Annotated in this window: 27 protein-coding genes; 19 read left to right on the forward strand and 8 right to left on the reverse strand. The window is 65.5% G+C overall.

Going from position 1 to position 25,303, the window contains the following annotated elements; translation table 11 throughout:
* The first annotated feature begins 18 nt into the window (after window positions 1-18).
* The 6 genes from I6F12_RS23300 (at window position 19) to I6F12_RS23325 (ending at window position 6,947) form a co-directional block, all read left to right on the forward strand.
* Window positions 19-468 carry a MarR family winged helix-turn-helix transcriptional regulator gene (locus I6F12_RS23300; RefSeq protein ID WP_036026867.1) on the forward strand — a complete coding sequence of 150 codons (450 nt, stop codon included), beginning with the start codon at window positions 19-21 and terminating at the stop codon, window positions 466-468.
* A gap of 14 nt (window positions 469-482) precedes the next feature.
* Window positions 483-1,253, forward strand: a complete 771-nt coding sequence (locus tag I6F12_RS23305; protein WP_225157300.1) for an enoyl-CoA hydratase — start codon at window positions 483-485, stop codon at window positions 1,251-1,253.
* A 112-nt stretch (window positions 1,254-1,365) separates the two neighbouring features.
* On the forward strand, window positions 1,366-3,447 hold the full coding sequence (locus tag I6F12_RS23310; protein ID WP_225157301.1) for a methyl-accepting chemotaxis protein: 2,082 nt from the start codon (window positions 1,366-1,368) through the stop codon (window positions 3,445-3,447).
* Window positions 3,448-3,574: 127 nt separating this feature from the next.
* Complete coding sequence (locus I6F12_RS23315; RefSeq protein WP_036026912.1) at window positions 3,575-4,513, forward strand: dihydrodipicolinate synthase family protein; 939 nt, start codon at window positions 3,575-3,577, stop codon at window positions 4,511-4,513.
* Between the two features lie 356 nt (window positions 4,514-4,869).
* On the forward strand, window positions 4,870-6,270 hold the full coding sequence (locus tag I6F12_RS23320) for a selenium-binding family protein (RefSeq protein WP_225157302.1): 1,401 nt from the start codon (window positions 4,870-4,872) through the stop codon (window positions 6,268-6,270).
* Window positions 6,271-6,353: 83 nt separating this feature from the next.
* Window positions 6,354-6,947 (forward strand): hypothetical protein, encoded by a 594-nt coding sequence (locus I6F12_RS23325; protein ID WP_085972252.1) that lies wholly within the window; start codon window positions 6,354-6,356, stop codon window positions 6,945-6,947.
* A 3-nt stretch (window positions 6,948-6,950) separates the two neighbouring features.
* Here the strand turns inward: I6F12_RS23325 and I6F12_RS23330 are convergent, their stop codons facing one another.
* The 3 genes from I6F12_RS23330 to I6F12_RS23340 are packed head-to-tail and all read right to left on the reverse strand — an operon-like array spanning window position 6,951 to window position 9,529.
* Window positions 6,951-7,649 (reverse strand): DUF1045 domain-containing protein, encoded by a 699-nt coding sequence (locus tag I6F12_RS23330; protein ID WP_225157303.1) that lies wholly within the window; start codon window positions 7,647-7,649, stop codon window positions 6,951-6,953.
* Window positions 7,650-7,667: 18 nt separating this feature from the next.
* A complete protein-coding gene (locus I6F12_RS23335) occupies window positions 7,668-8,861 on the reverse strand; it encodes an alpha-D-ribose 1-methylphosphonate 5-triphosphate diphosphatase (protein WP_225140553.1) in 1,194 nt (397 codons plus the stop codon).
* The gene (locus I6F12_RS23340; RefSeq protein WP_036014415.1) at window positions 8,858-9,529 is read right to left on the reverse strand and encodes a chloramphenicol acetyltransferase; all 672 of its coding nucleotides are present in this window, start codon (window positions 9,527-9,529) and stop codon (window positions 8,858-8,860) included. The genes I6F12_RS23335 and I6F12_RS23340 overlap by 4 nt, the downstream gene beginning before the upstream one ends.
* Before the next feature lie 174 nt (window positions 9,530-9,703).
* On the opposite strand from I6F12_RS23340, the gene phnC reads away from it, so the two are divergent.
* The 4 genes from phnC to phnE (I6F12_RS23360) all read left to right on the forward strand — a co-directional run bounded on the left by phnC (window position 9,704) and on the right by phnE (I6F12_RS23360) (window position 13,308).
* Window positions 9,704-10,519 (forward strand): phosphonate ABC transporter ATP-binding protein, encoded by an 816-nt coding sequence (gene phnC, locus I6F12_RS23345; protein ID WP_225144940.1) that lies wholly within the window; start codon window positions 9,704-9,706, stop codon window positions 10,517-10,519.
* 74 nt (window positions 10,520-10,593) lie between these two features.
* Window positions 10,594-11,502 carry a phosphonate ABC transporter substrate-binding protein gene (gene phnD / locus I6F12_RS23350; RefSeq protein WP_225157304.1) on the forward strand — a complete coding sequence of 303 codons (909 nt, stop codon included), beginning with the start codon at window positions 10,594-10,596 and terminating at the stop codon, window positions 11,500-11,502.
* A gap of 67 nt (window positions 11,503-11,569) precedes the next feature.
* Window positions 11,570-12,457, forward strand: a complete 888-nt coding sequence (gene phnE / locus I6F12_RS23355) for a phosphonate ABC transporter, permease protein PhnE (RefSeq protein WP_225157374.1) — start codon at window positions 11,570-11,572, stop codon at window positions 12,455-12,457.
* Window positions 12,454-13,308, forward strand: a complete 855-nt coding sequence (gene phnE / locus I6F12_RS23360) for a phosphonate ABC transporter, permease protein PhnE (protein ID WP_225157305.1) — start codon at window positions 12,454-12,456, stop codon at window positions 13,306-13,308. The genes phnE (I6F12_RS23355) and phnE (I6F12_RS23360) overlap by 4 nt, the downstream gene beginning before the upstream one ends.
* A 136-nt stretch (window positions 13,309-13,444) precedes the next feature.
* Here the strand turns inward: phnE (I6F12_RS23360) and phnF are convergent, their stop codons facing one another.
* Window positions 13,445-14,176: a phosphonate metabolism transcriptional regulator PhnF gene (gene phnF / locus I6F12_RS23365; RefSeq protein WP_225157306.1), complete on the reverse strand. Its 732-nt coding sequence runs from the start codon at window positions 14,174-14,176 to the stop codon at window positions 13,445-13,447.
* 119 nt (window positions 14,177-14,295) lie between these two features.
* Between phnF and phnG the strand changes: the two genes are divergently transcribed.
* From phnG to I6F12_RS23410, 9 genes are read left to right on the forward strand one after another with little or no spacing between them, the layout of a single operon-like run.
* Entirely contained in the window at window positions 14,296-14,760 is a 465-nt protein-coding gene (gene phnG, locus I6F12_RS23370; protein WP_109145401.1) for a phosphonate C-P lyase system protein PhnG, read from the forward strand.
* A 4-nt stretch (window positions 14,761-14,764) separates the two neighbouring features.
* Window positions 14,765-15,373: a phosphonate C-P lyase system protein PhnH gene (phnH, locus tag I6F12_RS23375; protein WP_036026934.1), complete on the forward strand. Its 609-nt coding sequence runs from the start codon at window positions 14,765-14,767 to the stop codon at window positions 15,371-15,373.
* Window positions 15,374-15,377: 4 nt separating this feature from the next.
* Window positions 15,378-16,481: a carbon-phosphorus lyase complex subunit PhnI gene (locus I6F12_RS23380; RefSeq protein ID WP_225157307.1), complete on the forward strand. Its 1,104-nt coding sequence runs from the start codon at window positions 15,378-15,380 to the stop codon at window positions 16,479-16,481.
* The gene (locus tag I6F12_RS23385) at window positions 16,478-17,374 is read left to right on the forward strand and encodes an alpha-D-ribose 1-methylphosphonate 5-phosphate C-P-lyase PhnJ (protein WP_036014400.1); all 897 of its coding nucleotides are present in this window, start codon (window positions 16,478-16,480) and stop codon (window positions 17,372-17,374) included. Before I6F12_RS23380 ends, I6F12_RS23385 begins: the two co-directional genes overlap by 4 nt.
* Window positions 17,367-18,164 (forward strand): phosphonate C-P lyase system protein PhnK, encoded by a 798-nt coding sequence (gene phnK, locus I6F12_RS23390; RefSeq protein WP_036014398.1) that lies wholly within the window; start codon window positions 17,367-17,369, stop codon window positions 18,162-18,164. The genes I6F12_RS23385 and phnK overlap by 8 nt, the downstream gene beginning before the upstream one ends.
* Before the next feature lie 22 nt (window positions 18,165-18,186).
* On the forward strand, window positions 18,187-18,885 hold the full coding sequence (gene phnL / locus I6F12_RS23395; RefSeq protein ID WP_036039779.1) for a phosphonate C-P lyase system protein PhnL: 699 nt from the start codon (window positions 18,187-18,189) through the stop codon (window positions 18,883-18,885).
* A gap of 12 nt (window positions 18,886-18,897) precedes the next feature.
* Window positions 18,898-20,046, forward strand: coding sequence for an alpha-D-ribose 1-methylphosphonate 5-triphosphate diphosphatase (locus I6F12_RS23400; protein WP_036014396.1), 1,149 nt, complete (start codon window positions 18,898-18,900; stop codon window positions 20,044-20,046).
* Window positions 20,043-20,639, forward strand: a complete 597-nt coding sequence (gene phnN, locus I6F12_RS23405; protein WP_225157308.1) for a phosphonate metabolism protein/1,5-bisphosphokinase (PRPP-forming) PhnN — start codon at window positions 20,043-20,045, stop codon at window positions 20,637-20,639. Before I6F12_RS23400 ends, phnN begins: the two co-directional genes overlap by 4 nt.
* Before the next feature lie 28 nt (window positions 20,640-20,667).
* Window positions 20,668-21,279: a pyridoxamine 5'-phosphate oxidase family protein gene (locus I6F12_RS23410; protein WP_036026947.1), complete on the forward strand. Its 612-nt coding sequence runs from the start codon at window positions 20,668-20,670 to the stop codon at window positions 21,277-21,279.
* Window positions 21,280-21,473: 194 nt separating this feature from the next.
* On the opposite strand, the gene I6F12_RS23415 is transcribed toward I6F12_RS23410, so the two are convergent.
* The 4 genes from I6F12_RS23415 to I6F12_RS23430 all read right to left on the reverse strand — a co-directional run bounded on the left by I6F12_RS23415 (window position 21,474) and on the right by I6F12_RS23430 (window position 25,266).
* The gene (locus I6F12_RS23415; RefSeq protein WP_036026948.1) at window positions 21,474-21,977 is read right to left on the reverse strand and encodes a DUF6496 domain-containing protein; all 504 of its coding nucleotides are present in this window, start codon (window positions 21,975-21,977) and stop codon (window positions 21,474-21,476) included.
* A gap of 127 nt (window positions 21,978-22,104) precedes the next feature.
* Window positions 22,105-22,887 carry an alpha/beta hydrolase gene (locus I6F12_RS23420; protein ID WP_225144931.1) on the reverse strand — a complete coding sequence of 261 codons (783 nt, stop codon included), beginning with the start codon at window positions 22,885-22,887 and terminating at the stop codon, window positions 22,105-22,107.
* Between the two features lie 4 nt (window positions 22,888-22,891).
* Entirely contained in the window at window positions 22,892-24,187 is a 1,296-nt protein-coding gene (locus I6F12_RS23425) for an O-acetylhomoserine aminocarboxypropyltransferase (RefSeq protein WP_128264909.1), read from the reverse strand.
* Between the two features lie 278 nt (window positions 24,188-24,465).
* On the reverse strand, window positions 24,466-25,266 hold the full coding sequence (locus tag I6F12_RS23430) for an IclR family transcriptional regulator (RefSeq protein WP_225157309.1): 801 nt from the start codon (window positions 25,264-25,266) through the stop codon (window positions 24,466-24,468).
* Between the last annotated feature and the right edge of the window lie 37 nt (window positions 25,267-25,303).

Below are 25,303 nucleotides of genomic sequence, written 5' to 3' on the forward strand. Positions count from 1 at the left end.
TTTCACTATCTATTTCGCATGCGAAATAACGGCGCCGGCGCGCAGCACCATCGGCTGATCTACTTGCTGAGTGTCGCCCAGCGCCGGCTGCAGCGCTGGATGGCGGCGCGGCCCGAGAGCGCGGTGACGCCGGCGCAGGCGGGGTTGCTGTTCATTCTCGGCAAGCAGGATGGCGCGCTGATGGGCGAGGCTGGGGCGGCGCTCGACATGGGACCGGCCGGCATTTCGGGTCTCGTCGACCGGACGGTGGCTGCGAAGCTGGTCGAGCGGCGGGCCGATCGCGAGGACGGCCGCGCCTTTCGCATCTGGTTGACGCCGAAGGGGCGCACCGCGCTGGCGCAGGCCAAGACCAGCGCGGCGGAGGTCAATGCGGCGCTGACGGAAGGTTTCACGGCCGCGGAAATCGACATCGTCGCACGCTGGCTGACGAGCATTCAGGACAAGTTTCCAAGACGTTCAGACGAATAACACGGAGCAGACCAATGACCGAGCAGGTCCGGATCGAGAATAGCGGCGGAATCCTCACCCTCACGCTGGCACGTCCCGACAAGAAGAACGCGCTGACGGATGCGATGTACGGCAAGCTCGCCGATGCGATCGAATCCGCCGAGTTCGACCCATCCGCCCGCGTGATCCTGATCCGCGGCGAGGGCGACATGTTCACCGCCGGCAACGACGTCGGCGAGTTCGCGGCCGTCGCGGCCGGCAAGTCCGAAGGCAGCCGCAACGTGGTGCGCTTCATCCAGTCGCTGGCGCGCTGCACCCGGCCGCTGGTCGCGGCCGTGCAGGGCCGTGCCGTCGGCGTCGGCACCACGATGCTGCTGCATTGCGATCTCGTCGTGCTCGCCGACAACGCGCAATTATCGACGCCGTTCGTCAGCCTCGCGTTGGTGCCTGAAGCCGCCTCCAGCCTGTTGATGCCGGCGCGCATCGGCTACGCCCGCGCCTACGAGATGTTCGCGCTTGGCGAAACCGTGCCGGCCAGGTCGGCGCTGGAATGGGGCCTCGCCAACCGTGTGGTGCCGCTCGACAAGCTGGATGCGGAAGCGCTTGCGCTGGCGCAGCGTCTCGCCCGCCAGCCGGCCGGGGCCCTCGTCGCGACCAAGCGGCTGATGCGCAACGGCGAGGCGCTGGTCGCGCAGATGCAGGCCGAAGGCGAGCAGTTTGCGCAGCGCCTGCGCACCGCCGAAGCGCGCGAGGCGTTTACGGCGTTTGCGGAGCGCCGCCCGCCGGATTTCACCAGAATAGGATAGTATTCCGAATGCGTGCAGGCTGGATCGTTTCGATTCAACTCAAACCTTAACGAAACATTGGCACGTGGCGCTGCAAGGTGGGCCCTCTCCTGAGAGTTAGGTCCCTCGACCCATGTCCATTTTTAAGAAATCGGTAAGCACGCTTCTCCTGGTCCTGATGACGCTGCTGGCGGCCGGCGCGCTGACCAGCACGGCCATCCAGATGGTCGGGGCTTTCGGCCGCTACAGCGACAGTCTGGAGACCGAGCGGCTCGCGAATGCCGACAAGTCGATCTTCCATGGCGTGGTTGCCCTGCGCAGCAATCGTGGCGATGCCCAGAGCGCCCTGCTCGGTGAGGACGATCCGCGCGCCAAGCTCGGCGTTGCCGAGAAGGCGGAACAGGCCGGCTTCGATGCCATCAGCGCGGCGCTCTCTACCGTCGAATTCGCCCGCCGCGACGAGCTCGCCAGCACGCTGAAGCAGCGCTGGAGCGAGGCCGCGCCAAAATTCCAGTTGTTCTACGACGAGGCCAAGCTGCCGCGCGCCGAGCGCAAGCTGGAGCGGACTGCGGCCTGGTACGATGCGGTCACCAAGGTGATCGAGACCGCCAATCTCGCATCCACCGCCGTGTCGAACCGCGCCTGGATGAACGATCCTTACATCGCCCGCATGATCCAGGCCCGCCGCCTCGCCTGGCAGGTGCGCGACCGCTACGGCATCCAGTGCTCGACCCTGCGGCCGAACGTCAACGCCAGCAAGCCGCTCGACGAGACCCAGAAGCAGACGGTCGCGGGCTGGAACGGCATCGTCACCGCCGGCTGGACCGGCATGGAGGAGCTGCTGGCTGCGCCTGACGTGCCGGCCGACCTCGTCAACACGGCCAAGGAGGCGAAGGCCAAGACCGACGGCGCTCTCAAGCAGATCGGCGAGCTCACCAAAGGCTTGGATGGCAGCGGCCGTCCCGCGATGCCCGCTTCGGAATGGAACGCGTTGTGCCAGGCTCCGTTCGCCTCCATCGTCGCGGTCGCGAGCAAGGCGCTCGACCTGTCGATCGCGCACGCGGAGGCAGTTCAGGCCAAGGCCCTCACCAATCTCATCGTGCAATCCTTCGGCTTCCTGCTTGCACTGGCCGTGACTGTCGCGGGCGTGTTTGTGGTGCGCAACCGGCTGATGCGCCCGGTGCGCGCCATCCTCGACGCCATCGCCCGCATCAGCGCCCGCGACTATGCGACGCCGGTGCCGCAATCGCGGCATCCCGACGAGTTCGGCACCATGGCGGCTGCGCTCGAAAGCCTGCGCGAGAGCGCGGCGACCGCGGAGCGGCTCGGTAAGGAACGCGAATCGCAGCAGGCGCTTCAGCTCGCCCGCTCCGGCACCGTCGACGCCGCCTGCCGCAGCTTCGACGACACGGTGCAGGCGGTCATCCAGAGCGTTGCGGCCTCGACGCGGGAGCTCGACGCCACCGCGAGCGGCGTGCGCTCGCTGGTCTCGGAATCGAGCAGCCAGACCGCGGCGGTCTCCTCGGCAGCCGAGCAGGCCACCAATAATCTCGAGACCATCGCCGCCGCGACCGAGGAGCTCTCCGCATCCGTGGGTGAGATCTCCGCGCAGGTGCAGTCGAGCGCGCGCGAGGCCCGCGAGGCCGTGGCCCAGGCTGAGCAGACCAATGCGACGGTCGAGATCCTCGATCAGACGGCCAGTCGCATCGGCGAGGTCGTGAAGATGATCAACGCGATCGCCGCCCAGACCAATCTGCTGGCATTGAACGCCACCATCGAAGCCGCGCGCGCCGGCGAGGCCGGCCGCGGCTTCGCGGTGGTTGCGGGCGAGGTCAAGAGCCTTGCGGCGCAGACCGCGACGGCGACAGAAGAGATCTCGCGCCAGGTGGAGGAGATCCAGGGCGCCACCGGCCAGGCGGTCGCCGCGATCCGGTTGATCGGCGGCGCCATCGGCGGCATCGACGAGAAGATGACGGCGATTGCCGCCGCGGTCGAACAGCAGCGCGCGGCGACGACGGAAATCTCGCGCAACTTCCAGCAGGCGGCTCAGGGCACCCGCGAGGTCACCGATACCATCGGCAGCGTCGCCAGGCTCAACCAGGAGACCGGCAATGCCGGCACGGTGCTGTCGGAGTCCGTCAAGAAGATGTCGGCGGATGCCGATCGTCTTCGCGTCGCGGTCGAGGGTTTCCTGGGCGCCGTGAAGAGCGCCTGATTTTCGTACTCTTTCCATCGGACGTCGCGCGGGCATTGCCGCAGCTCGGCACTGCGGGTACATCTGTGCCGCCTCGCTCCCACGGGCGCGGCGGCAGACGCAAGACACATCAGGGATGGAGAGTTCGATGCCGGTCACCCCACACAAGGCCCAACGCCCCTATCGCGGCGTGTTCCCGGTCGCGCCCACCATCTTCGACGAGCGCGGCGAGCTCGACCTCGAGGGTCAGCGCCGCTGCATCGATTTCATGATCGATGCCGGCTCGCACGGCATTTGCATCCTCGCCAATTTCTCCGAGCAGTTCGTGCTCACCGATGCCGAGCGCGACACGGTGATGCATGCGGTGCTGGACCATGTGGCCGGCCGGGTTCCCGTGATCGTCACCACCACCCATTTCAGCTCGGCCGTATGCGCCGCGCGCAGCAAGCAGGCCGAGGCGGCCGGCGCCGCCATGGTGATGGTGATGCCGCCCTATCACGGCGCGACCTTCCGCGTCCCCGAGAAAGGCATCGTCGAATTCTTCAAGGTGCTCTCCGGCGCGATCAACATCCCGATCATGATCCAGGACGCGCCGGTTGCCGGCACGCCGCTGTCGGTCGAGTTGCTCGCGCGGCTGTCGCGCGAGTTTTCCAACATCCGCTATTTCAAGATCGAGGTGCCGGGCGCGGCCTCGAAGCTCCGCAGCCTGATCGAGGCGGGCGGCAAGGACATCGAGGGCCCCTGGGACGGCGAGGAGGCGATCACGCTGCTCGCCGATCTCGACGCCGGCGCCACCGGCGCCATGACCGGCGGCGGCTATCCCGACGGCATCCGCCAGATCATCGATCCCTATTTCGCGGGCGATCGCGAAAAGGCGAAGGCCGCCTACGAGCGCTGGCTGCCGCTGATCAACTACGAGAACCGCCAATGCGGCCTGATCGCCTGCAAGGTGATGATGCAGGCCGGCGGCGTGATCAAGTCGGAGGCGGTGCGCCATCCGCTGCAGCCGCTGCATCCGGCGACGCGCGCCGGGCTATTGGAGCTCGCCAAGGAGCGCGACGCGTTGGCGCTCAGGTGGGGGAAGTAATTCTCTCCCCCGTCATTGCGTGAAGCTGTCGTAGGGTGGGCAAAGCGAAGCGTGCCCACCAACTTGCGCGCCCGCGGGAAGAGCGGTGGGCACGGCGCTTTGCGCCTTTGCCCACCCTACGAAGGCTGCGAGGAGCGACTTGTGCGCCCTCGCTCGAAATGAACGAGGGATGCCCATTTCGCCTGAAGGCGTCGAATTAGCGCGTTCCGGGCCGTTCCCCATAGCCCCGCGATGGCATAATGTACGCGCGCCAACCGGCGCCTTGCGGAGATTCCCAGGACATCGCGCAACAGCTCTTCTTTTGCCACTATCCCGAGCCAGGTTGGTGCAAACCGACAGAACAGGGAGGCAGTGCCATGACGATGAGGCCGGATCCTACCTTTCACGCATCGCCCAAGCTTGCGATGGAAGCGCCTGCGGAGAATTTTGCTTACACCTTGCTGCTCAGTCCGGATTTCTCAAAGCCGGATGCTCTCGCGGTCATCGACGTCAAGCCGGGATCGCCGACCTATAGCCAGATCGTCCATACCGTAGCGATGCCCAACAAGGGTGATGAGTTTCATCATTTCGGCTGGAATGCTTGCTCCTCCGCCCTGTCGCCGCTCTCCGGACACGCCTTCATCGAGCGGCGCTATCTCATTATCCCCGGGCTGCGCTCGTCGCGGATCTACGTGATCGATACCAAGCCCGATCCGACGAAGGCCAAGATCCACAAGATCATCGAGCCAGAGGAGGTCTTCAAGAAGACCGGCTACTCGCGACCGCACACGATCCATTGCGGGCCGGACGGCATTTACGTGAGCACGCTGGGTGGCGGCGGCAAGGACGGCACCAACGGACCTCCGGGCGTCTTCATCATGGATTGCGAGACGTTCGAAGTTCTTGGACGATGGGAGATCGACCGTGGCCCGCAAACGCTGCATTATGATTTCTGGTGGAATCTGCCGCGCGATTACATGGTGACGAGCGAATGGGCGTTACCGCCGCAGTTCGAGAACGGGATCGTCCCGGAAGATCTGCTTGCGAACAAATATGGCCATCGCCTCCACTTCTGGGACCTTCGCGCCCGTCGCAACGTCCAGACCATCGACCTCGGCGCCAATCATCAGATGGCGCTGGAGGTGCGCCCCGCGCACGATCCGGTTCGCGAGTACGGCTTCGTCGGTGTCGTGGTCGACACCACCAACCTCGAAGCGTCGATCTGGACCTGGTGGCGCGAGGGCGGAAAATTCCATGCCGAGAAAACGGCGACGATCCCTCCCGAACCCGCGCCCAAGGAGAAGCTGCCGCCGCTGCTGCAGGGATTTGGCGCCGTGCCGCCGCTGGTGACGGACATCGACCTGTCGATGGACGACCGGTTTCTCTATGTCTCGTGCTGGGGCACGGGTGAGATGCGCCAGTACGACGTCAGCGATCCCAGAAAGCCGAAGCTTGCGGGCTCGGTCCACATCGGCGGCATCGCGCGCCGCACGCCCCATCCGAACGGCAAGCCCTTTGCGGCGGGTCCGCAGATGGTCGAGATCAGCCGCGACGGCCGGCGCGTGTACTGGACCAATTCGCTCTATTCCACCTGGGACGACCAGTTCTATCCCGACGGGGTTCCGGGTGTGGAAGTCATGGCCAATGTCGGTCGGAACGGCGGCCTCGAACTCGACAAGGACTATTTCGTGAGCTTCCCCGACGGATATCGTGCGCACCAGATCAGGCTCGAGGGCGGCGATTGTTCGACGGACTCATTTTGCTACCCGTCGGTCTAGATGGGACGCAGGCGAGCCCGGCCCTTGGCTGGCTGTGGCTCGCGCTTGTTGCGAGCGGTCTCTACCACGGGGTCAATCCGGGAATGGGATGGCCGCTCGCCGTTTCGGCCGGGCTCATGGACAAGAGCCCCCTCGCGCTCTTCCGTGCATTGTGGGCTCTGGCGGCCGGGCACCTCCTGGCAACACTTCTCGTGCTGCTGCCGTTCGCCTTCCTGCTCGTACTGGCCGAATGGCAGCGTCCAATCCAGATCGGTGCGAGTCTTCTCGTCATCGGCTTTGGCGTCTACCGGCTGATCGACCGGCGTCATCCGCGCGCGCTGGCACGAATTCCGCCGACGCAATTGGTGCTCTGGTCATTTGCCGTCGCCATCGCTCACGGCGCTGCCCTGATGCTCGTGCCGATCTATCTCGGGCTCTGCCAGGCCTTCGAGCTCGATGCCGGCCATCAGGCGGCGGGCGCGCTGATGACGGCAAATCTCGGGATGGCGGTGCTGGTGTCGCTGGTGCACGTTGCCGCCATGGTCGGCGCCGGCGGATGTCTGGCGTGGCTGGTCTACCGCCATCTGGGACTGAGGTTCGTCTCGCGAAGCTGGTTCAACCTGGATGCAGTCTGGGCGACCAGCCTCGTTCTGGTTGGCGCAGTGGCGCTCGCTTTCAATCTTGCGGCCTCGCGCTGAGGTCTACCGCACCAAAGCCCACTCGCCGATGATGCGAAACCGCGCCTTGGCATCATCCTGCTTGAACAGGGCAATGCGATCGATCGCGAGCGTCTCGATCCCCAGCGCCGCAAACCGTGTTCGCAGCATCTGAAGGATCGGCCCGCGCCGCTCCGCATCCAGCCGCCCCGTCAGCGTCATGTGGAAGCGGAATTCTTCCATCACGTAAGGATAGCCCCAGCGGTCGAGATAATCGCGCTGCCGCTCGCTGAGCTTCTCCGGCTTGCGCCGAGCGCGATCTTCCGCCGTCAGCGCGGCGCGAAACGGGTCGAACTCGCGAACGCAATCAGCGGCAAGTTGCTGGAGCGTTTCCATCGGCTCGGCCGGAATAACGGCAATGAAGCCGCTGATGGCATCGACCATCGGTCGGATTGCCGGGATAGGCCGTGTCTTGCCCGCGAACGCCTCGCAGGCGGCCAGCAGCTCGGCTTCGGTCTTGCCGGGCGCCAGCGCCATCGGCGCCTTCAGCGTGGCGTGAAAGCCGTACTTGCGGGGATCGGCGCTGAGCTCGCGCCAGTCGGGCGCGGCGTGCAGCGCCTGCTCTGGAAACGAAATCTCGCCGCCGCTGTAGGCGTCATAGCCGAGCAGCTCGGCGCCGAAGCGGGAGAGGGCGCTGTTGCGGCCTGCGGCAAAATAGATCGCGTAGCGGGGGAAACCTGTCATTGCCTCAGCATAACCAATTTACGCCGCGACGACAGTCTCGCGCGGGGCCGCCACTGCGGTGAGCAGCCGCGTCGCGTCGGTGAGATGCACGAGCCTGCCGCCTGAGATCACCGCGATCAGCCGCGGCCGCAGCTTCACGTTGTCGTCGACGAGGAGAATGTCTGCGCGGCGTCCCTCCGCGAGCAGGCCGCGATCGGTGAGGCCGGTCGCGCGCGCCGGGCCGGCGGAGACCAGATCCCAGGCCTGAGCCAGAGGCACCACGCCATCGGCGGCCAGGCGGAACGCGGCGAGCAGCTGCGCGGGATAATAATAGTCAGACGCCAGCACCGAGCAGAGCCCCTTGGCGATCATGTCGGAGGCCCTGGTCCAGCCGGTGTGGCTGCCGCCGCGCACGACGTTCGGCGCGCCATAGACGATGGCATCGCCGTGGCTGGCCGCAGCCTGCGCCGTCTCCTCGTTGATCGGAAACTCCGCGATCAAGGCGCCGAGCTCGCGAAAGTCCCGGCGCATCGCCGGGCTCGAATCGTCGTGCGAGAGCATCCGCACCTCGGCCCCGCGGGCCGCAGCGGCCAGGCGTGACACCGAGGCGGGCACCTCGTCGGCGCGCGAGACCACGCGCTCGACCAGCCGGTCGAATTCTTCACTCGACAGACCGGTGCGCTCCACCATGCGGTTGCGCTTGCGTGGGTTGGAGATGTCGGCAACGACGCCGTCCATATGATCGTTGAAGGCGAACAGGTCGACGCGGCCCTCGCTGAGCCACTGTGCGATCTCCGCTTCGGCATCGAGATTGAAGGTCTCGTGCCGCAGGTGGAAGCGGGTGTCGGCAGCGAACTGCGGACGCTGCCGCTCGATCGCCTCCATCAGGCCGCGCGCATTGTCGGCGCTTCGCAGGCCCGGCTCCCACGAGCAGGTCGTGGCGTGAAACACGGTGGTGATGCCGTTGCTGATCGCCTGGCGGTCGCTGTCGGCGAGCGCGACGTCGATCGGAAAGTCGACGCCGGCGCGCGGCATCATCTGCCGCTCGAAGGCATCGCCATGCAGATCGACGATGCCGGGCAGCACCAGCAGGTCACGGGCATCCAGTGCCAGCCGCGCCCGGCCGCGAGAAGCATCGACCTCTGCAATGTCTGTTCCGGAGACGAGAAGAGAGGTTTCGACGAGCTCGGCGCCGATCAGGGCCCGGCCGCCTTCGATGAATATGTCTGTCACGCGACCGCGCTTCGTTTGCTGGCAGGAGAATTGGCGAGTGAGCTCGCTTTTGCTTCGTATGCCGAGAGGAAATCTTCAATCCCGAGCTTGCGGAAATTGGGCAGCGCCTCGCGCAACTTGTCGTGATCCCAGTCCCACCAAGCAAGCCTTGCGAGCCGTCCGGCGATCTCCTCCGAGAATCGCCGCCGCACGATGCGGGCCGGATTGCCGGCGACGATGCTGTAGGCCGGCACGTCCTTGGTGACGATCGCGCCGGCGGCGATCACCGCGCCGGTGCCGATGTTGCGGCCCGGCAGCACGATCGCGCCATGGCCGATCCAGACGTCATGGCCGATATGAACGTGATGCCGGCGGCGCCAGTCGAAGAACTCGAGATCGTCGCTCTCACCTTCGAAATAGGCGCTGGATCGGTAAGTGAAATGCGCCTGAGTGGCGCGATGCATCGGATGGTTGCCGGGATTGATGCGGGTCATCGCCGCGATCGAGCAGAACTTTCCGATGGTGGCGTAGGTGATCTGCGCATCGTTCACGACATAGGAATAATCGCCCATCGCGACTTCATGCAGGATCGTGCGCGCGCCGACTTCGGTGTAGGCGCCAAGCCTGGTCTCATGCAGCTTGGCCGAGGGATCGACGGTCGGCTGAACCGAAAGAGCTTTGGCGGCCATGTTGCATCCGAAGTGCGAGGGCGGGAGTCTTTCTTCGAGCGGCCGGATGACGGTGTCGTGACAATGAGATGACAGGGGATGACGTGCGTAGGATGGCCGCACTGCAGCAGCCTTGTCACACAAGTGTTAACCAAGGGCGTTAGCGGTTGGCTCCAGCTACTCTGGAGCCCCTCGATGCTGGTGGTTGAAGGCCTGACGTGTCGCTTCGGCGCGAAGGCCGCTGTGGACGATGCTTCGTTTCAAGTTTCCCCTGGCGGCTTCGTCGGGGTGATCGGGCGATCCGGCGCCGGCAAGTCGACATTGCTGCGGTCCATCAACCGCCTCATCGAGCCCTCCGAAGGCCGCATCCTGTTCGAAGGCGTCGACGTCACCGCGCTGCGCGGCAAGGAGCTGCGGCAGTGGCGTGCGCGGTCGGCGATGATTTTTCAGCAGTTCAACCTCGTCGGCCGGCTCGACGTCCTCACCAATGTGCTGATGGGGCGGCTGTCGACGGTGCCGACATGGCGGTCGCTGCTGCAGCTTTGGCCCGAAGAAGACAAGGCCATCGCGATGTCGGCGCTCGAGCAGTTCGACATGGCTGCCATCGCGGCCCAGCGCGCCGACCAGCTCTCGGGCGGTCAGCAGCAGCGCGTGGCGATCGCGCGGGCGCTGGTTCAGCAGCCCGACATTATCCTTGCCGACGAGCCGATCGCCTCGCTCGATCCCCGCAACACCAAGATCGTGATGGATGCGCTTCTGCGCATCAACAAGCATTTCGGTATCACCGTGCTCTGCAACCTGCATTCGCTCGATCTCGCCCGCAGCTATTGCGACCGCCTGATCGGCATGGCGGCCGGACGCGTGGTGTTCGACGGCGCGCCGGCGGCCTTGACCGATCATATCGCGCGCGAGCTGTACGATCTCGAGGCGAATGAAGTCATGGATGTTGCGCCCGCGGATGCATCGGTCGGCACAGCAGTTCCTGCCCTCCGCACGGTTGCCGTGGCCTGATCGCTGCTTCTTTAAATCGAGCCTAGCGCAGAGCCGGAACTCGACAGTTTCATAACCTTGAAATGGGAGACGTCATGATAGACCGTCGTACGATCGTTGCCGCTGCGGCGGCCCTGGCATTTTCAGTTTCAGCCGCTGCGGCGCAGGACTGGAAGGCGAAATATCCTGAGTTGATCTTCGCAAAAGTCCCCGACGAGAATGCCTCCGGCACCACCAACCGCTGGACGCCTCTGACGGAGTACCTGTCCCGCGAGCTTGGAACCAAGGTCACGCTGCGCATCGCCAACGACTACGCCGCGGTGATCGAAGGTCAGCGTGCAGGAAACATTCACATTGCGATGTACGGCCCGGCGTCCTACGCGCGTGCCTACATCATTGGCGCGAAGGTCGAACCGTTCGCGATCGAGGTGAACGGCGACGGCACCAAAGGCTATTACTCGGTTCTCTATGTCAAAAGCGATTCGAGCTACAAGGACATCAAGGACCTGCAAGGCAAGAACCTCTGCCTCGTCGATCCCAACTCGACTTCCGGCAACAACGTGCCGCGTTTCGCGATGAACAAGATGGGCATAGACCCGGAGAAGTTCTTCGCCAAGGTGGTCTACTCGGGGAGCCATGAAAACGCGGTGATCGGGCTTTCCCAGGGCACCTGCGACGCGGCGTTCAACTGGTGGAACGACGAGAAGGAATCGAACCTGCTCCGGATGGAACGGAAGGGCATGGCGAAGGCCGCGGATTTCAAGATCATCATGAAGTCCGAGCAGATCGTGAACTCGCCGATGGCCTATCTCAGCAGCCTGCCTGACGACCTCAAGGCGGCGATCAAGAAAGCCGTGCTGGAAATTGCGGTGAAGGACAAGGCGGCTTTCGACAAGATCTACGAGGGGAAGCAATTGCCCTACGTCGAGGTCGACCACAAGGCGTATGAGGCCGTGATCGAACTGACCAAGTTTGTCGACAGCATTCGTAAGCAGAAATCCTGAGGGAAACCAAGGGTTGGACAAGGCGGGCAGATTGCAAGATCTGCCCGTCGGCTCTTCCGAACATCCCATGCGAACAGCAGTTCCCGAATTTCCGGAAGCCAGGCTGCGTGAGCTTGCCGATCGCTATGCGGCTGCAATTGCCGCCAAGCGCCGGCGCGTATGGCTCGGTGCCGCCGTCCTGATCGCCGTTGCCATTGCCGCGGGCTGGATGGGCGAGGTCAGTCTCGGAGATTTTGTCGAGAACTTCTGGCGCTTCCCGGCCTATTTCGTCAGCATCGCACCCAAATTTTCGTTCGCGACCGCATGGAGCGATTTGGCGGACTGGCTGTGGGGATTGCCGCGCTGGGCACGGCTTCTCGGGGATACGTTGCTGATCGCCTATATGGGCACCCTCTCGGGTGCGCTGTGCGGTTTCGCACTTTGCTTCCTCGCCTCGGCCAATCTCGTGAAATCAGGAACGACTGTTTTCGTCACCCGGCGCGCTCTGGAGTTTTTCAGGACCGTGCCGGAGATCGTGTTTGCCCTGATCTTCGTGCTAGCCTTTGGTCTCGGGCCGCTGCCGGGCGTTCTGGCGATTGCAATCCATACCGCCGGAGCGTTGGGCAAGCAATTCGCCGAGGTTGTCGAGAACATCGACAGCAAGCCGGTCGAAGGGGTGGCGGCAAGCGGGGGCAGCTGGGTTCAGGTCGTTCGGTTCGGCGCGTTGCCTCAGGTCCTCTCGAACTTCGTGAGCTATGCCTTGCTCAGGTTCGAGATCAACGTGCGGGGCGCCGCCGTGATGGGCTTCGTCGGCGCCGGCGGGATCGGTCAGGATCTGATCGAGGCGGTTCGCAAGTTCTACTTCACCGACGTCAGCGCCATCCTGCTGCTCATCGTCCTTACCGTCATGTTGATCGACTTCCTGACGGAACGGTTGCGACACCGCCTGCTCGGGCTGGAGGGAAGCACCCGATGAGCTCCTTCAGTTTTGAAAACCGGGCCGGCATTGCCCATCGGTATCCCGACGTCTTCCGGACCGATTGGTGGCAGCGGGGAAGGATCGCAATACTCGTCGGCGGGACGGTCGGGCTGTTCCTGTTCGGGATCGTCCAGCTCGATATTCCCTTTAATCGGCTCTCCCTGGGCATGGTCAGGCTGGGCGAATTCGTCCAGCTCATGTTGCCGCCCAACCCGGGTTCTTGGGCGGAGGTTCTGAAATATCTGCATGCGCTCGGAGAGACGGTGTCGATCGCGTTTCTCGGCACCCTGGGCGGCGCGCTGCTCGCGCTGCCGGTATCCCTGCTGGCGGCGCGCAACGTGGTTGCAAACCGGATCATCCGCCTATTGACCCGTCGTGGCCTCGATACCATCCGTGGAGTCGATACCTTGATCTGGGCACTGATCTGGGTCGGCGTCGTGGGGCTGGGGCCGTTTGCCGGCATCCTGGCCGTGATCTGCAGCGATTTCGGAACGTTCGGCAAGCTGTTCTCGGAAGCGATCGAGGTCGCCGACAAGAACCCCGCGGAAGGCGTTCGGTCATCGGGCGGCAGCCATCTCCACAGCGTCCGGTTCGGATTGCTGCCGCAGGTATTCCCGGTCTTGCTGAGCCAGGTGCTCTACTATTTCGAGTCGAACACGCGATCGGCGACGATCATCGGAATCGTTGGCGCTGGCGGCATTGGCCTTCAGCTTGCCGAACAGATCCGGGTGCTGGAATGGCAGAAGGTATCGTTTCTGATCCTCCTAATCCTGATAACGGTATCGTCGATCGACTGGATTTCCGGCAAGCTGCGCTTCGCGATCATCGGCAAGCGGACGGTCGCCTAACGTCGTGCTGCAGTCTTATCCGTTCCGATTGGATCGGAACGGAGCTCTGATTTTTGTTTTGACGCGTTTTCTCGACGCAAATCGTTTCCACCCCGGATCAAGTCCGAGGGCAGGCTTCGCTGGAAAACGCTCTGATCTAAGCGTTCTCCACCAGAAACTCCACACGTTCTGCCGCAAAGCGCGAGTGCTTCGTCACCAGCGGCTTGCCCGTGAGATCGTGGTCGGTGGCGTCCACCACCAGGATCGGCCGCCCGAGCGCCAGGTCGAGTCGTGCGGCGTCGGTCGCATCGACGATGCCGGCGGTGATTCGCGTCGCACCGCGGCGATAGTCGCGCACGCTAAAATGCTCCAGCAGTTTCGTCATCGAGCGCGTTGCCGCGAACACGGCGCCCGCCTCCGGAAACCGCTCCGCCGAGAGCCAGGTGGTGGAAACACAGATCGGCGTGCGGTCGGCGAGGCGAATCGCCTCGATCCGCACCAGGGGCGCGCCGGTCTTAAGGCCCAGCTCCCGTGCGAGCTCGCGCGTCGCGACGTCATCGGTCGCCTCGATCAGCCGGCCATGCGGCTCGCGGCCATCGGCGCCGACGATCTCGGAGAAGCGCGTGCGCGAGCGCAGGGGATAAGCGAGCTTTTGCGCCTCGACATAGGTTCCGCTGCCGCGCTCGGCGCGCACCAGGCCGCGCTCGGCGAGGGCTGCCAACGCGCGCCGCACGGTGTGGCGGTTGACGCGATAGGTTTCGGCGATCTCCATCTCGCCCGGCAATTTGTCGCCGGCCGCAAAGCGGCCGTCGGCGATGCCGCGCTCGATGCCATCGGCCACGAGGCGCCATAGCGCGACGCCCGAGGAGGCTGTGTCCTGCATGCTCATGTCGCGGGAAACCTACTCCAGAAATCACAGCATTGTCACGAAACAGTCATGGCGCGTCCGTATGAAGTTGTCTATTATAATAGACAACTTCGACGCGGCAAGTTCTGTCAAAAAGCTCGGTGGACCAGGTGACCCAGCACAACGACCAGCAAGCCCAGCGCAAGGCCGCAATGGCGGTGCTGGCGCACGCGGAGGCGGGCGAGATCGCCGCTCGCCTCCGCAACTTGTCTCTCCCGGATCACCACGATCTGCGCACGCCGGAGAACGGCCTCGTCATGCTGCGCGGCCGGGTCGGCGGCGACGGCGCGCCGTTCAATCTCGGCGAAGCCACGGTGTCGCGCGCCGCGGTGCGGCTTGCGAGCGGCGAGGTCGGGTTCGGCTACACGCTCGGCCGCGACGGTGAGAAGGCGCGGCTGATCGCGCTGTGCGATGCGCTGGTGCAGTCCCGCGATTTCGGCGGCGCGGTGGAGCGCGACGTTATCGCGCCGTTGCGCGAGCAGCTTATGGTCAGGCGCAAGCAGGCGGCGGCAGCGGCCGCCGCAACGAAGGTTGATTTCTACACCATGGTGCGCGGTGAGGGGTGAGATCATGACCACGATTGCGGAACTGCCGCCGGGTTTCGCCGACAAGGTGCTGTCGGCGCAATCGACGTTTCGCTCGGTCATGGACGCCATGGCGCGGCCCGGCTCGGTCCAGCGCATCGTGCCGATGGCGGGGGCGCCAGGGCCGATGATGCGCGGCACCGCCGCGATCGCGCTGACGCTGTTCGATCACGACACGCCGCTCTGGCTCGATGCGCGGATGGCGGAAAGCTCGGACGTGACGAAGTGGCTGAAGTTCCACACCGGCGCGCCGGTCGTGCAGGATTCGTCGATCGCTTCCTTCGCGCTCATCAGTGACGGCGGCGCCTTGCCTGCGCTCGAGCGCTTCGCGTTCGGCACCAGCGAGTATCCGGACCGTTCGACCACGGTGGTCATCCAGGTCGACAGCCTCGCCGCCGGGCGCAGCTTCGAACTGCGCGGCCCCGGCATTGACGGTGTCGCCACGCTGCAGGCGTCGATCAAGCCTTTCGACCTGTTCGAGCGCCTGCATATCAACGAGGCGCTGTTTCCGCGCGGCATCGATGTGGTGCTGGTCGCCGATGACGCTGTGGTCGCGATCCCCCGCACCACGCGCGTCGTGAGCAAGGGAAGCTAGAAGCATGTATGTCGCAGTCAAAGGCGGCGAACGCGCCATCGAGAACGCCCATCGCCTGCTCGCGCATAAGCGGCGCGGCGACCAGAGCGTTGCGGAAATCACGCTCGACCAGATCTCGGAGCAGCTCGGCCTGGCCGTCGATCGCGTCATGAGCGAAGGCTCGCTCTATGACCGCGAGCTCGCGTCGCTTGCGATCAAGCAGGCGCGCGGCGATTTGATCGAGGCGATCTTCCTGGTCCGCGCCTTCCGCGCCACGCTGCCGCGCTTCGGTGCCAGCGAGCCGGTCGACACCGGCATCATGCGGGTGCAGCGGCGGGTGTCGGCGACCTTCAAGGACATTCCCGGCGGCCAGATCCTGGGTCCGACCTTCGACTACACGCACCGCCTGCTCGATCCATCGCTCGCCCAAGGTTTTGTGCCGGAGAGGCCGGCTGCGGCCGAAGCCTCCACCGCGCCGACGCCGCGCGTGACAGACATTCTCGGCCGCGACGGGCTGATCGAAGCATCGCCGGAAGCCGAGGACGGCGCCAGCGTCGGCGATCTCACCCGCGAGCCGCTGAATTTCCCCGCGGACCGTGATTTGCGCCTGCAAAACCTCGCGCGTGGTGACGAAGGCTTTCTGCTCGCGATGGGCTATTCCACCCAGCGCGGCTACGGCCGCAACCATCCCTTCGTCGGCGAGATCCGTTTCGGCGAGGTCGAGGTCGAATTCGTCGCGGAAGACGTCGGCTTTGCCGTGCCGCTCGGGGCGATCGAGCTGACCGAGTGCCAGATGGTCAACCAGTTCAAGGGCTCCGCGACCGAGGCGCCGTGCTTCACCCGCGGCTATGGCCTCGCCTTCGGCCAGAGCGAGCGCAAAACCATGTCGATGGCGCTGGTCGATCGCGCGCTGCGCGCCCGTGAGCTCGGCGAGGAGGCGCTGGCCCCGGCGCAGGACGAGGAGTTCGTGATGTCGCATTCGGACAATGTGCAGGCGACCGGCTTCGTCGAGCACCTAAAGCTGCCGCACTATGTCGACTTCCAGTCCGAGCTCGGCCTGCTCCGAAAGTTGCGGCAAGAGTTTGCCGATGCCAATGCGCCCGATGCCATGAAGGAGGCCGCGGAATGAACGCGCCCGCCTACAACTTCGCCTATCTCGACGAGCAGACCAAGCGGATGATCCGCCGCGCGATCCTCAAGGCGATCGCCATCCCCGGCTATCAGGTGCCGTTCGCCAGTCGCGAAATGCCGATGCCGTATGGCTGGGGCACCGGCGGCGTGCAGGTCACCGCCGCGATCCTGGGGCCGCAGGACGTGCTGAAGGTGATCGACCAGGGCTCCGACGACACCACCAACGCGATCTCGATCCGCAAATTCTTCGCCAAGACCGCGGGCGTTGCGACCACGACGGCGACGGACGAGGCAACCGTGATCCAGACCCGTCACCGCATCCCCGAGACGGCGCTGAACGAGAACCAGGTGCTGGTCTATCAGGTGCCGATCCCCGAGCCGTTGCGCTTCCTCGAGCCGCGCGAGACCGAGACGCGGCGCATGCACGCGCTCGCCGAATACGGCCTGATGCATGTGAAGCTCTACGAGGACATCGCACGCTTCGGCCACATCGCCACGGCCTATGCCTACCCGGTGAAGGTCAACGCGCGCTATGTGATGGACCCGTCGCCGACGCCGAAATTCGACAATCCCAAGATGGACAATTCCCCGGCGCTGCAATTGTTCGGCGCCGGCCGCGAGAAGCGCATCTACGCCATCCCGCCCTACACCCAGGTGGTGTCGCTCGATTTCGAGGATCACCCGTTCGAGCCCTACCGCTTCAACGCGCCCTGCGCGCTCTGTGGCGCGGAGAATTCCTATCTCGACGAGATCGTGACCGACGACAAGGGCGGGCGCATGTTCGTGTGCTCGGATACGGATTATTGCGAGGGCCGCCAGGCCGCCGGCCATCACGGCAGCCTCAGTGCCGCGCCGTACAAGGATAAGGCGCAGGAGGCCGCGAATGGCTGATCAGAATCTGGTCGAGAACGACGAGCCGCTGCTGGTCGCAAAATCCCTCAGCAAGTCGTTCGGCCGCATCAATGCCTGTCGCGACGTGTCGTTCTCGCTCTATCCCGGCGAGGTGTTGGCGATCGTCGGCGAATCCGGCTCGGGCAAGTCGACGCTGCTGCAAATGCTGTCGGGCCAGCTCGCGCCGAGTGCAGGCCATGTGTCCTATCGGATGCGTGATGGCGTCACCCGCGATCTCACGACGCTCGGCGAGGCCGAGCGCCGCTTCCTGTTCCGCACCGATTGGGGCTTTGTGCATCAAGACCCCGCGCAGGGCCTGCGCATGGCAGTCTCGGCCGGCGCCAATGTCGGCGAGCGGCTGATGGCGGTGGGGTGGAATCACTACGGCCGCATCCGTGAGACCGCGTCGGATTGGCTGACGCGCGTCGAGATCGACGTCGCGCGCATCGACGATGCGCCGCGCACCTATTCCGGCGGCATGCGCCAGCGCCTCCAGATCGCCCGCAACCTCGTTACCGAGCCGCGGCTCGTGTTCATGGACGAGCCGACCGGCGGCCTTGACGTATCGGTGCAGGCGCGCCTGCTCGATCTCTTGCGCAGCCTCGTCGCCGAGCTGAACCTCGCCGTCATCATCGTCACCCACGATCTCGCGGTGGCGCGCCTCTTGTCGCACCGCGTGATGGTGATGAAAGGCGGCCGCGTCATCGAGACCGGTCTCACGGACCAGGTGCTCGACGACCCGCGCGAGCCCTATACCCAGCTCCTCGTCTCCTCGATCCTGCCGCCATGAACTTCACGATATGAGCTTTCCAATGACCGCCATGATCGACATCACTGACGCCGGCAAGACCTTTACGATGCACCTGCAGGGCGGCATCGAGCTGCCTGTCGTGCGCGGCGTGACCTTCCAGGTCAATCCAGGCGAGTGCGTCGTGCTGTCGGGGCCGTCGGGCGCCGGCAAGTCGTCCATCCTGAAGATGATCTTCGGCAATTATCGCTGCGATAGCGGCTGCATCGGCATCCGCCATCGCGGCAAAGTGGTCGATCTTGCCACCGCCGAGCCACGCCAGGTGCTCAACATCCGCCGCTCCACCATCGGCTATGTCAGCCAGTTCCTGCGCGCGGTGCCGCGCGTCGCCACCATCGACGTCGTCGCGGAGCCGCTGATCGCGAATGGCATGAGCCGGACTGAGGCACAGGCGCGCGCCGGCGAGCTGCTGCATCGTCTCAACATCCCCGAGCGGCTCTGGCAGCTTCCCCCCGCGACCTTCTCCGGCGGCGAGCAGCAGCGCGTGAACATCGCCCGTGGCTTCATCTCGGAGCTGCCGATCCTGCTGCTGGACGAGCCGACCGCCTCGCTCGATGCGGTCAATCGCGCCGTGGTGGTCGAGCTGGTCGCTGAAAAGAAACGTCAGGGCGTCGCCATGGTTGCCATTGTCCATGACGACGAAATCCGTCATTTGATTGCCGACCGCATCGTCGACGTCACCGGCTTTGCCGCCGCGGCCTGAAGGAATGGGGAAATGAAGAAGGAATCCGTGATCGCCAACGCCAGGATCGTGCTGGCTGACCGGGTGATCGAACAGGGCTGGCTCGCGCTTGCCGACGGCCGCATTGCGGAGATCGGCGAGGGGACTGCGCCCGCGGGTGCCGAGGATGCCGGCGGCGATCTGATCATGCCCGGCCTGATCGAACTCCACACCGACCATCTCGAGGCGCATTACGTGCCGCGGCCAAAGGTGTTCTGGAATCCTGTCGCCGCCGTCATCTCCTATGACGGCCAGCTCGCGACCTCGGGCATCACCACCGTGTTCGATTCGCTCCGGGTCTGGCGCGAGGACGGCGCCGAGGAGGTCGATGGCCGCGCCGGCGTGCTCGCCGCCGCGATCACCACCGCGCGCGAGGCCAACCTGCTGCGCGCCGATCACTTCCTGCATCTGCGCTGCGAGATCCCGATGCCGAGCGTGGTCGAGGAGGCCAAGGAGCTGATCGACCGTCCCGACGTCAAGCTGATGTCGCTGATGGACCACACGCCGGGCCAACGCCAGTTTCGCGACGAGGTCAAGCTGCGCGACTATTACCGCGGCAAGGGCGGCGGCAAGACCGATGCCGAGCTCGACGAATTATTCGCAAAGCGCTTCGAGTATCAGAGGCTCTACGCCGCGGCCAACATGCGCGAGATCGTAGCGCTGGCGCATCAGTACAACATTCCGCTAGCGAGCCACGACGACACCACCGAGGAGAACGTCGCGGACGCCGTGCGCGACCGCGTCTCCGTCGCGGAATTCCCGACCACGCTTGAGGCCGCGCGCGGCCTGCACCAGGCCGGCATCGACATCCTGATGGGCGCGCCGAACGTGGTGCGCGGCGGCTCGCACTCCGGCAACATCGCCGCGGTCGATCTCGCCCGCGAGGGCCTGCTCGACATCCTGTCGTCGGATTACATTCCGTCGAGCCTTTTGATGGCCGCGTTGCAATTGCCCGAGCATGTGCCCGCGATCAGCCTTCCGGCCGCGGTCCGCACCGTGACGAAAGCGCCCGCCGAAGCGGTCGGCCTCACCGACCGCGGCGAGGTCGCGACCGGCAAGCGCGCCGATCTGATCCGCGTCCATGTCGCAGGCCACGTTCCCGTGGTCCGCAGCGTCTGGCGCGAAGGACACCGCGTCGCATGAGCGAGATGGCGGCCACGGGCGAAGGCGAGACGGGTGCGATCGGCCCCGGCCGGCTCGTGCTCGTGGTCGGCCCCAGCGGCGCCGGCAAGGATACCTTGCTGCGGCTGGCCCAGGCGGCTTGCAGCGACGATCCCGACATCGTCTTCCCGCGCCGCATCGTGACGCGTGCGTCCTCGGCCGATGAAGACAATATCGCGGTCAGTCCCGACGAATTCCGCCGCGCGTGCGAGCACGGCGACTTTGCCGTGCACTGGGAGGCGCATGGGCATTCCTATGCACTGCCGCTCGAGATCAACGACGACGTCCGCGCGGGCCGCACCATCGTTGCCAACGTCTCACGCACCGTGATCGCTGCCTTGCGCCGCGCCTATGCCAACGTCGTGGTGGTCTCGATCACGGCGCCGCCGGACGTATTGGCGCAGCGGCTTGCCGCGCGCGCCCGGAAAAGCGATGGCAACATCGCCGAGCGGCTGTCGCGCAGCGTCGATGACGCCTCGGCACACGCCGATGTCACCATCCTCAATGCCGGCAGCGCCGACTATCACAGCCGCCAGCTCGTGCGCGTGATCAGGAATCAAGGCTGGCAAGATTAGTTGCGGGCAATAACACGGAGAGAGTGGAATGACGGTGATTGAAACGGTCGAGCAGCTGGAGGCCATCTACGGCGTCACGAACGATGCCTCGACCGTCAAAGTTGCCGACCACGTCACCCCGCTCTACCGCATCTTCATCGAGAAGGCGCCGTTCGCCGCGCTCGCCACCATCGGGCCCGAAGGCATCGACTGCTCGCCGCGCGGCGATCTGCCCGGCTTTGTCCGCATCCACGACCCCAAGACGCTGATGCTGCCCGACCGCCGCGGCAACAACCGAGTCGATTCCTTGCGCAATATCGTGCGCGACCCGCGCGTGTCGCTGATGTTCCTGATCCCCGGCTCGGGCAATGCGGTGCGGGCCAACGGCCGCGCGCATCTGTCGATCGATCCGGAGCTGCTGGCCTCGTTCAAGGTCGAGGGTAAGGCGCCGCGTAGCGTCATGGTGATGAACGTGGACGAGATCTACTTCCAGTGCGCCCGCGCCATCGTCCGCGCCGATCTCTGGAATCCCGACAAGCGCGTCGATCCGAAGACGCTGCCGACACCGGGGCAGATTCTTGCGGAGATGAGCGACAACAAAGTCGGCGGCGCGGAATACGACCGCATCTGGCCGGAGCGCGCCGCCGCGACGATGTGGTGAGTGAGCCGTCTCTTTCCACGATCGACGGAATCGTAGGGTGGGCAAAGGCGCATTTGCGCCGTGCCCACGACCTGCCCAACGCGGCGAAGAAATCGTGGGCACGCCTCGCTTTGCCCACCCCACAGACGCCCGCGATGTGGTGCCGACCACTTCTGACCGCGCCAGATGAATACGCCTGACGCCGCCTGAGCTGATCAGCTCTGGCGGCGCGCCCTGGTGCGCGCCGCCTTCTTCGCGGCGGCGGAGCGCACCTTGGCACCCTTGGTGTGGCTTGCCTTGCGCGCGGCGGCTGAACGGGACGCTGCGGTTCGGCGGCTTGCGGCTCGCTTGGCCTGTTTCGACAGCGCACTGCGCGATGCGGTCGATCGCGGTTCCTTCTTCAGAGCGTTCGTGGCGGCGCGCGATACTTTTGGCCTCCGCTTCGGCGTGCGTTTGCCCTGGCCGACCTCGTAAGCGTACTTGGCACTACGGCGCGTCGACTTCTTAGTGCTTCCCTTGCGCGGTGGCGGCAGATCGACACCGGCGCGACGCGCTTCGGAGAGGCCGATCGCGATGGCCTGCTTGGTCGAGCGTGCGCCGTGCTTGCCTTTCCGGATCCTGTCGATCTCGTCCTTGACGAATTCGCCGGCCTGCGTGCTGGCCGACTTGCCGGCGCGCTTGTCTTGCCTGGCTTTGCGAATGACTTCCTGTCTCGGCATGGTCCAGTTCCCTTCTTGAGTGAGAGGGATGTCTGACCGCAACGCGCAAGACGGAAGATTGATCCGCCTAAAGCATGATCCGGAAAAGTGCGAAGCGGTTTTCCGGAAAGATCATGCGTAGACAACTTTAGTTCCTCAGCGCCGCCAGCAGCTCGTCCGGCCGCTCGGCCATGATCATGTGGCCGGCGCCGGGCACCACGACGGTCTTTGCATGCGGGATCGCCGCGGCGAGCGCCTTGCCGGCCTTCGCCGGCGTCATCATGTCCCGCTCGCCGAGGATGAGCGTCGTCGGCACCTTCACGGTCGCCGCAGCGGCAAGCGCATTCGTATAGGAGTTGCAGGCCGACAGATCCCTGAACAGCACGCCCGGCTCGCATGCCCTGAGCACCGCCTGCGCGCCGCCATGCATCCACAGGCCCGGCGCCAGGCTGCCGCCGAGCTCCGCGTTGAAGCCGAGGCCCCAGATCGAGACCATGTCGTTGGCATCCTGCGAGTTGGCTTCGGCGGCTTTCAACAGATCCGGACCCACCGTCATGGTCGCGGCGGTGCCGATCAGGCTCAGCGCTGACACCTTGTTGGGATGTCGCGCGGCGGTCTCCAGCGAGATCAGCGAGCCCATGGAGTGACCGATCAGATGCGCCTTTGCGGCGCCCGCCGCATCGAGCAGCGCCGCCGTCCAGTCGGCCATCTCGGCGATGCTGCCGAGCGAAGGCCCAGTAGAGCGGCCGTGGCCGGGCAGGTCGGGCGCCAGCACGGCAAAGCCGTGATGGGCGAACCAGCGCGTATGCAACGCCCAGGTCGAATGGTCGAAGCCGGCGCCGTGGATGAAGACGACCGCGGGCAGGGACTTGTCGAAGTCGCGGCCACCGGTTGCGACAAACACATCGGTGCCGTTGACGGAGAGCTTCATGGTGTCAGGCCTTTTGCGAGATGCGCAGCGCTTGGTTGAGGTCGTCGATGATGTCGCTTGCGGTCTCGATGCCGACCGAGAGCCGCACCAGCTCTTCGCCGATGCCGGCCGCCTTGAGCTGCTCGGCATCCATCTGCTGATGCGTGGTCGAGGCCGGATGGATCACCAGCGTCTTGGCGTCGCCGACATTGGCGAGATGGCTGATCATGCGTAAGCTCTCGATGAACTTGCGTCCGGCAGGCCGGCCGCCCTTGATGCCGAAGGAGACGATCGAGCCGGCACCGCGCGGCAGCAGCGTCTTGGCAAGCTGGTAGTCCGTATGGTCCTCGAGCGACGGGTGCAGCACCCAGTCCACGGCCTTGTTGGACTTCAGCGCCTCCAGCACCAGATGCGTGTTCTGCATATGCCGGTCCATGCGCACGCCGAGCGTCTCGACGCCCTGGAGCAGCTGGAACGCGTTGGTCGGCGACAGGCAGGCGCCGAAATCGCGCAGGCCTTCTGTGCGGGCGCGCATGATGAAAGCGGCGGTGCCGAACTGCTCGTCGAAGACGATGCCGTGATAGCCGCCATAGGGCTCGGTCAGCACGCCGAACTTGCCGGAGGAGCGCCAGTCGAAGCGGCCGCCGTCCACGATAGCGCCGCCGATCGCAATGCCGTGGCCGCCGATCCATTTGGTTGCCGAATGCATCACGATGTCGGCACCGAGCTCGATCGGGCGGCTGAGATAGGGCGTGGCGAAGGTGTTGTCGATCAGAAGTGGAATCTTGGCCTCATGCGCGATCGCCGCAACCTTCGGGATGTCGAGCACCTCGAGGCCAGGGTTGCCGATGGTCTCGCCGATCACGAGCTTCGTGTTCGGCTTGATCGCTGTGCGGAACGCGTCGAGATCGCGCGGCTTGACGAAGGTGGTGGTGATGCCGAAGCGGGGCAGCGTGTGCGCCAAGAGGTTGATGGTGCCGCCGTAGAGCGAGCTCGACGCCACGATGTGGTCGCCGGCATTGAGCAGCGTGGCGATGGCGAGGTGCAGCGCCGCCTGGCCGCTCGCCGTGCAGATCGCGCCGACGCCGCCTTCCAGCGCCGCAAGCCGCTCCTCCAGCACGCCGGTGGTCGGATTGGAGATGCGCGTATAGATGTGGCCGGCGCGCTCCAGATTGAACAGCGCGGCGGCGTGATCGGAATCCTGGAACACGTAGGACGTGGTCTGGTAGATCGGCACCGCCCGGGCGCCGGTCGTGGGATCCGGATGCTGGCCCGCATGCAGGCTCAGGGTCTCGAAGGCAGGCGGTTTCGGCGCGGGCATGCGTGGCCTCGTTGATCGGTCGGCGATGGCGGCCGTTGTGCCACAAAACGGAGCGGTACGTCAGCCCATTGACAGCGCTGGGTTTGAAGCGAGCTCCAGCCGCGCCGGCGGTGCGCTCCCTCGCCCCGTTCTTACGGGGAGAGGGTTGGGGTGAGGGGCTCTCTCCACGAAGATGGTGGCAGCTGCACTCGCGGAGGCTCCCCCTCACCCGGAATTTGCTGCGCAAATTCCGGCCTCTCCCCGCAAGCGGGGAGAGGCGAAGAGGCGCCGTCCGCGCTTCACCCCCCGATCGCCTGCTCGATGATCCGCGCCTCCCGCAGCAGGATCTCCGCGACCTCCTGCTCGCGCCTTGGCCCGAGCCTCGTGCGAACGGCGGAGACGGTCATCGCTGCAGCCGGTTGCCCGTCCGGCGTCTTGATCCAGGTCGAGATCGATTTCGTCCCCTGCACCAGTCCGATCTCTCTCATGCCATATCCCAGCCGCCTGGCGGCGGTGACCTCGCCGAGCACGGTCGCGACGTCGGTCCGGTAGGCCACGAACCGCTTCTCGTTCGCCGCGACGATCTTTCGCGCCTCCTGCGCCGGCATTGCGGCGAGAATGGCAACGCCGGCGCTTGAGACGCCGAGCGGCCGGCGCGCGCCGACCTCGATCGACAGCACCTGGATCGGGTAGACGCCGATCCGGCGATCGACGCAGAGCGTGTCGTTGCCGGTGCGCACCGTCAGGAACAGCGTGTCGCCGATCGCGGCGGAGGCGCGCTGCAGCGACGGATTTGCGGCGACCAAGAGCCGCGATGGCCGCGGACGCGCCAGCGCCAGTTCCGGTACCTGGTTGCCGATCGCGTAGCGGCCGCTCCGGCCGTGCCGCTCGACGATGCCTTCCTCGATCAGCACGTGGACGATGCGATGCACGGTGGGGCGGGTGAGCCCGGTCGTGCGGACCACCTCGGCCAATGGCACACCGTCCTCGCGCCCTGCGGCCAGGATGCGCAGCACCGCGAGCGCGCGCCGGATCGCCTGCGCGCCATGTCGCGGCTCCACGGCGCTGCGGGTGGATTTCGTTGCGCGTCGTTTGTCCATAATATGGACAAGAACGCCACAATTCGCTCGACAGGGC

This window comes from Bradyrhizobium sp. IC4059, assembly GCF_020193615.1.
Taxonomy (GTDB): domain Bacteria; phylum Pseudomonadota; class Alphaproteobacteria; order Rhizobiales; family Xanthobacteraceae; genus Bradyrhizobium; species Bradyrhizobium yuanmingense.

Excerpts from the sequence above, each read along its gene's own strand:
- phnC (WP_225144940.1), top strand. The coding sequence starts at position 9,704 with ATGCTGGTGGTTGAAGGCCTGACGTGTCGCTTCGGCGCGAAGGCCGCT.
- I6F12_RS23330 (WP_225157303.1), bottom strand. The coding sequence starts at position 7,649 with ATGACAGGTTTCCCCCGCTACGCGATCTATTTTGCCGCAGGCCGCAAC.
- I6F12_RS23320 (WP_225157302.1), top strand. The coding sequence starts at position 4,870 with ATGACGATGAGGCCGGATCCTACCTTTCACGCATCGCCCAAGCTTGCG.
- phnH (WP_036026934.1), top strand. The coding sequence starts at position 14,765 with ATGACCACGATTGCGGAACTGCCGCCGGGTTTCGCCGACAAGGTGCTG.
- I6F12_RS23420 (WP_225144931.1), bottom strand. The coding sequence starts at position 22,887 with ATGAAGCTCTCCGTCAACGGCACCGATGTGTTTGTCGCAACCGGTGGC.
- phnN (WP_225157308.1), top strand. The coding sequence starts at position 20,043 with ATGAGCGAGATGGCGGCCACGGGCGAAGGCGAGACGGGTGCGATCGGC.
- I6F12_RS23315 (WP_036026912.1), top strand. The coding sequence starts at position 3,575 with ATGCCGGTCACCCCACACAAGGCCCAACGCCCCTATCGCGGCGTGTTC.
- I6F12_RS23400 (WP_036014396.1), top strand. The coding sequence starts at position 18,898 with ATGAAGAAGGAATCCGTGATCGCCAACGCCAGGATCGTGCTGGCTGAC.
- I6F12_RS23385 (WP_036014400.1), top strand. The coding sequence starts at position 16,478 with ATGAACGCGCCCGCCTACAACTTCGCCTATCTCGACGAGCAGACCAAG.
- phnE (WP_225157305.1), top strand. The coding sequence starts at position 12,454 with ATGAGCTCCTTCAGTTTTGAAAACCGGGCCGGCATTGCCCATCGGTAT.
- I6F12_RS23325 (WP_085972252.1), top strand. The coding sequence starts at position 6,354 with ATGGGATGGCCGCTCGCCGTTTCGGCCGGGCTCATGGACAAGAGCCCC.
- I6F12_RS23380 (WP_225157307.1), top strand. The coding sequence starts at position 15,378 with ATGTATGTCGCAGTCAAAGGCGGCGAACGCGCCATCGAGAACGCCCAT.
- phnF (WP_225157306.1), bottom strand. The coding sequence starts at position 14,176 with ATGAGCATGCAGGACACAGCCTCCTCGGGCGTCGCGCTATGGCGCCTC.
- I6F12_RS23415 (WP_036026948.1), bottom strand. The coding sequence starts at position 21,977 with ATGCCGAGACAGGAAGTCATTCGCAAAGCCAGGCAAGACAAGCGCGCC.
- I6F12_RS23300 (WP_036026867.1), top strand. The coding sequence starts at position 19 with ATGCGAAATAACGGCGCCGGCGCGCAGCACCATCGGCTGATCTACTTG.
- I6F12_RS23410 (WP_036026947.1), top strand. The coding sequence starts at position 20,668 with ATGACGGTGATTGAAACGGTCGAGCAGCTGGAGGCCATCTACGGCGTC.
- I6F12_RS23305 (WP_225157300.1), top strand. The coding sequence starts at position 483 with ATGACCGAGCAGGTCCGGATCGAGAATAGCGGCGGAATCCTCACCCTC.
- I6F12_RS23340 (WP_036014415.1), bottom strand. The coding sequence starts at position 9,529 with ATGGCCGCCAAAGCTCTTTCGGTTCAGCCGACCGTCGATCCCTCGGCC.
- I6F12_RS23430 (WP_225157309.1), bottom strand. The coding sequence starts at position 25,266 with ATGGACAAACGACGCGCAACGAAATCCACCCGCAGCGCCGTGGAGCCG.
- phnD (WP_225157304.1), top strand. The coding sequence starts at position 10,594 with ATGATAGACCGTCGTACGATCGTTGCCGCTGCGGCGGCCCTGGCATTT.
- I6F12_RS23425 (WP_128264909.1), bottom strand. The coding sequence starts at position 24,187 with ATGCCCGCGCCGAAACCGCCTGCCTTCGAGACCCTGAGCCTGCATGCG.
- phnK (WP_036014398.1), top strand. The coding sequence starts at position 17,367 with ATGGCTGATCAGAATCTGGTCGAGAACGACGAGCCGCTGCTGGTCGCA.
- phnE (WP_225157374.1), top strand. The coding sequence starts at position 11,570 with ATGCGAACAGCAGTTCCCGAATTTCCGGAAGCCAGGCTGCGTGAGCTT.
- phnL (WP_036039779.1), top strand. The coding sequence starts at position 18,187 with ATGACCGCCATGATCGACATCACTGACGCCGGCAAGACCTTTACGATG.
- I6F12_RS23310 (WP_225157301.1), top strand. The coding sequence starts at position 1,366 with ATGTCCATTTTTAAGAAATCGGTAAGCACGCTTCTCCTGGTCCTGATG.